At 73.5% G+C, this 3,951-nt stretch carries 4 protein-coding genes and 1 rRNA gene; 4 read left to right on the top strand and 1 reads right to left on the bottom strand.

Annotation, left to right across the window (positions count from 1 at the left end; genetic code table 11):
* From N4P33_RS33555 to N4P33_RS33540, 4 genes are all read left to right on the top strand, one after another.
* On the top strand, positions 1–252 hold a 252-nt coding region (locus tag N4P33_RS33555), incomplete at its 5' end, for a DUF4129 domain-containing protein (protein WP_260830705.1).
* Entirely contained in the window at positions 249–1,448 is a 1,200-nt protein-coding gene (locus N4P33_RS33550) for a DUF4350 domain-containing protein (RefSeq protein WP_260830704.1), read from the top strand. The genes N4P33_RS33555 and N4P33_RS33550, both read left to right, overlap by 4 nt.
* Positions 1,448–2,437 carry a MoxR family ATPase gene (locus N4P33_RS33545; RefSeq protein WP_260830706.1) on the top strand — a complete coding sequence of 330 codons (990 nt, stop codon included), beginning with the start codon at positions 1,448–1,450 and terminating at the stop codon, positions 2,435–2,437. Before N4P33_RS33550 ends, N4P33_RS33545 begins: the two co-directional genes overlap by 1 nt.
* Positions 2,437–3,747, top strand: coding sequence for a DUF58 domain-containing protein (locus N4P33_RS33540; RefSeq protein WP_260830703.1), 1,311 nt, complete (start codon positions 2,437–2,439; stop codon positions 3,745–3,747). Before N4P33_RS33545 ends, N4P33_RS33540 begins: the two co-directional genes overlap by 1 nt.
* An 80-nt stretch (positions 3,748–3,827) precedes the next feature.
* Here the strand turns inward: N4P33_RS33540 and rrf are convergent.
* Positions 3,828–3,944, bottom strand: a 5S ribosomal RNA gene (gene rrf / locus N4P33_RS33535).
* Positions 3,945–3,951 lie beyond the last annotated feature (7 nt).

The following is a 3,951-nucleotide window of genomic DNA, read 5'->3' as shown; positions in this document are numbered from 1 at the left end:
CGCACCGCCGACGAGGCCGCCGCCGAGGCCGGCCGCGCCCTGCCCGCCCACACCGACCGGCTGCACGCGGCGGCCCGCGCCTTCGACGACGTGACATACGGCGGCAGGACGGCGACGGAGGAGTCGTACCGGAGCATCGCCGCACTCGACCGCGACCTGGAACGCACCAGACCACAGCCCGCGAACAGCAGCACGGCCCCCAGCACCACCGACACCACCCACCGCAACGCCCGCCAGGGAGCCGCCGGATGACGACCGAGGCCACGCTCCCGTCCACCTCGGCCTCGCCCACCGCCCGCCAGGTGTGGACCCGCACGCGAGGCATCGCCCTCGCGCTGGTGGTGCTGATCGCGGCGGCCGTCGCCATCGCCCTGGTCCGCTCCGACAGCCGGCACGGCGAACTCGACCCGCGCTCTGCCGACCCGGGCGGCAGCCGCGCCGTCGCCGAACTCCTCGCCGACCGCGGCGTGGCCACGCGCGTGGTCACGACCCTGGACGAAGCGGCCGCGGCAGCCGGCCCCGACACGACCCTCCTCGTCGCCGTCCCCGACCTGCTGACCCCCGGTCAGCAGAACCGGCTGCACTCGGCGTTCGACGCCGGCGGCGGCCGCACCGTCCTGGTCGCCTCCGGCAGCGCCTCCGTGGAGCGCCTCGCCCCCGGTGTCACCGCCGACCCGGCGACCAGCCTCGACACCACCCTCGCGCCCGAATGCGACCTGCCCGCCGCCCGCCGCGCGGGCACCGCCGACACGGGTGGCATCCGCTACAGCACGGCCCACGTCACCGCCGACGAGTGCTACCCCAGCGAGCGCCTGGCCACGCTGCTGCGCGTCCCCGCCTCCTCCGGCGACGGCGACACCGTGCTCCTCGGGGCGCCCGACATCCTCCTCAACGACCGCCTCGACGAACAGGGCAACGCCTCGCTCGCCCTCCAACTCCTCGGCTCCCGCCCGCATCTGGTCTGGTACCTCCCCTCACTCGCCGACGCCTCCGCCCTGCCTGAGGAAGACGAACGCGGCTTCTTCGACCTGCTCCCCTCCGGCTGGCTCTGGGGCACGCTGCAGCTCTTCATTGCCGCAGCCCTGGCCGCCCTCTGGCGGGCACGCCGGCTCGGCCCCCTGGTGCCCGAAAAACTCCCCGTGGCGATCCGCGCCTCCGAAACCGTCGAAGGCCGCGCCCGCCTCTACCGCAAGGCGAACGCCCGCGACCGCGCCGCCGCCGCTCTTCGCTCCACCACCCGCACCCGCCTCGCCCCCCTCGTCGGCATCCCCGTCACCCAGGCGCACACGCCCGAGGCCCTGCTCCCCGCACTCTCCGCCCGCCTCCAGGGCGACGGACAACAGTCCCTGCACACCCTCTTGTTCGGCCCGCCACCCGGCGACGACGCAAGCCTGATCCACCTCGCCGACCGACTCGACGCCCTCGAAAGTGAGGTACGCCGTCCATGATGGACCCGACCACTGACAACGCCGCGCACACCGGGGATCCGGCCGCCGCCCGGGCCTCCCTGGAAGCCCTGCGCGCCGAGATCGGCAAAGCCGTGGTCGGGCAGGACCCCGCCGTCACCGGCCTCGTCGTCGCCCTGCTCTGCCGCGGCCACGTCCTCCTCGAAGGCGTCCCCGGCGTCGCCAAGACGCTGCTGATCCGCACCCTCGCCGCCGCCCTCGAACTCGACACCAAACGCGTCCAGTTCACCCCCGACCTGATGCCGAGCGACGTCACCGGCTCCCTCGTCTACGACGCCCGCACCGCCGAGTTCTCCTTCCAGCCCGGCCCGGTCTTCACCAACCTGCTCCTCGCCGACGAGATCAACCGCACGCCCCCCAAGACCCAGTCGTCCCTCCTCGAGGCCATGGAGGAACGCCAGGTCACCGTCGACGGCACCCCCCGCCTCCTCCCCGAGCCCTTCCTCGTGGCGGCGACACAGAACCCGGTGGAGTACGAGGGCACCTACCCCCTGCCCGAGGCCCAGCTGGACCGCTTCCTCCTGAAGCTCACCATCCCCCTGCCCTCCCGCCAGGACGAGATCGACGTCCTGACCCGCCACGCCGAGGGCTTCAATCCGCGCGACCTGCGCGCCGCCGGAGTTCGCCCCGTCGCGACCGCCGCCGACCTGGAAGCCGCCCGCGCCGCCGTCGCCAAGACGACCGTCTCCCCCGAGATCACCGCGTACGTCGTCGACATCTGCCGCGCCACCCGCGAATCGCCGTCCCTCACCCTCGGCGTCTCCCCCCGAGGCGCCACCGCGCTGCTTGCCACCGCCCGAGCCTGGGCCTGGCTGACCGGCCGCGACTACGTCATCCCCGACGACGTGAAGGCCCTCGCCCTGCCCACCCTCCGCCACCGCGTCCAGCTCCGCCCGGAGGCCGAGATGGAAGGCGTCACGGCCGACTCGGTGATCAACGCCATCCTGGCCCACGTCCCCGTCCCCCGCTGATGGCACTCACCGGACGCGCCGCCCTCCTCGCGGCCCTCGGCTCCCTCCCTGTCGGCATCTGGGAACCCAGCTGGACGGGCCTCCTCGCCGTCAACGGCCCCCTGGCGGTGGCCTGCGCCTGCGACTACGCCCTGGCCGCCCCCGTACGCCGCCTCGGCCTCACCCGCACAGGCGACACCTCCGCCCGTCTGGGCGACACCGCCGACGTCACCCTGACCATCGCGAACCCGTCCCGCCGCCCGCTGCGCGCCCGCGTCCGCGACGCCTGGCCTCCCAGCAGCTGGCAGCCGGGCACGGAGCTGACGGCCTCCCGCCACCGCCTGCTGATCCCCCCGGGCGAACGCCGGCGCATCACCACCCGCCTGCGCCCCACCCGGCGAGGCGACCGCCAGGCCGACCGCGTCACCATCCGCTCCTACGGCCCCCTTGGTCTCTTCGCCCGCCAGGGCACCCACAAGGTCCCCTGGACGGTACGGGTCCTCCCTCCGTTCACGAGTCGCAAGCACCTGCCCTCCAAGCTGGCCCGCCTGCGTGAACTCGACGGCCGCACCAGCGTGCTCACACGGGGCGAGGGCACGGAGTTCGACAGCCTGCGCGACTACGTCCCCGGCGACGACACCCGCTCCATCGACTGGCGCGCCACGGCCCGCCAGTCCAGCGTCGCCGTCCGCACCTGGCGGCCCGAGCGCGACCGCCACATCCTGCTCGTCCTCGACACCGGCCGCACCAGCGCGGGCCGCGTCGGCGACATCCCCCGCCTGGACGCCTCGATGGACGCGGCCCTGCTCCTGGCCGCCCTCGCCTCGCGCGCCGGCGACCGCGTCGACCTCCTCGCCTACGACCGCCGCCTGCGCACCCTCGTCCAGGGCCGCACAGCAGGCGACCTGCTCCCGTCACTGGTCAACGCCATGGCCACGCTGGAGCCCGAGCTGATCGAGACCGACGCCCGGGGCCTCACGGCCACGGCACTGCGGACGGCACCTCGCCGCTCGCTGATCGTGCTGCTCACGACGTTGGACGCAGCCCCCATCGAGGAGGGCCTCCTGCCCGTACTCGCCCAACTGACGCAGCGGCACACGGTCCTTCTGGCCTCGGTGGCGGATCCGCACATCGCCCGCATGGCCCAGGCCCGCGGCAACCCCGAAGCCGTCTACGAGGCCGCGGCAGCGGCCCAGTCCCACGCGGAACGTAGCCGCACGGCGGAACACCTCCGCCGCCTCGGCGTTACGGTCGTCGACGCGACACCGGACGAATTGGCACCGGCACTGGCGGACGCGTACTTGGCGCTGAAGGCAGCCGGCCGACTGTGAGCAAAAGGGCCGTCTGCAAGACGGCCCCCTAGAACGCAGAAAACCCCGCACCAAACGGTGCGGGGTCTCCCGGAATAATTGTTCGGCGGCGTCCTACTCTCCCACAGGGTCCCCCCTGCAGTACCATCGGCGCTGTAAGGCTTAGCTTCCGGGTTCGGAATGTAACCGGGCGTTTCCCCTACGCTATGACCACCGAAACACTAT

It is taken from the genome of Streptomyces sp. 15-116A, from assembly GCF_025290915.1.
GTDB lineage: Bacteria > Actinomycetota > Actinomycetes > Streptomycetales > Streptomycetaceae > Streptomyces.
The sequence above is the reverse complement of the archived record's forward strand: the minus strand, read 5'-3'. Positions and strand labels throughout refer to the sequence as shown.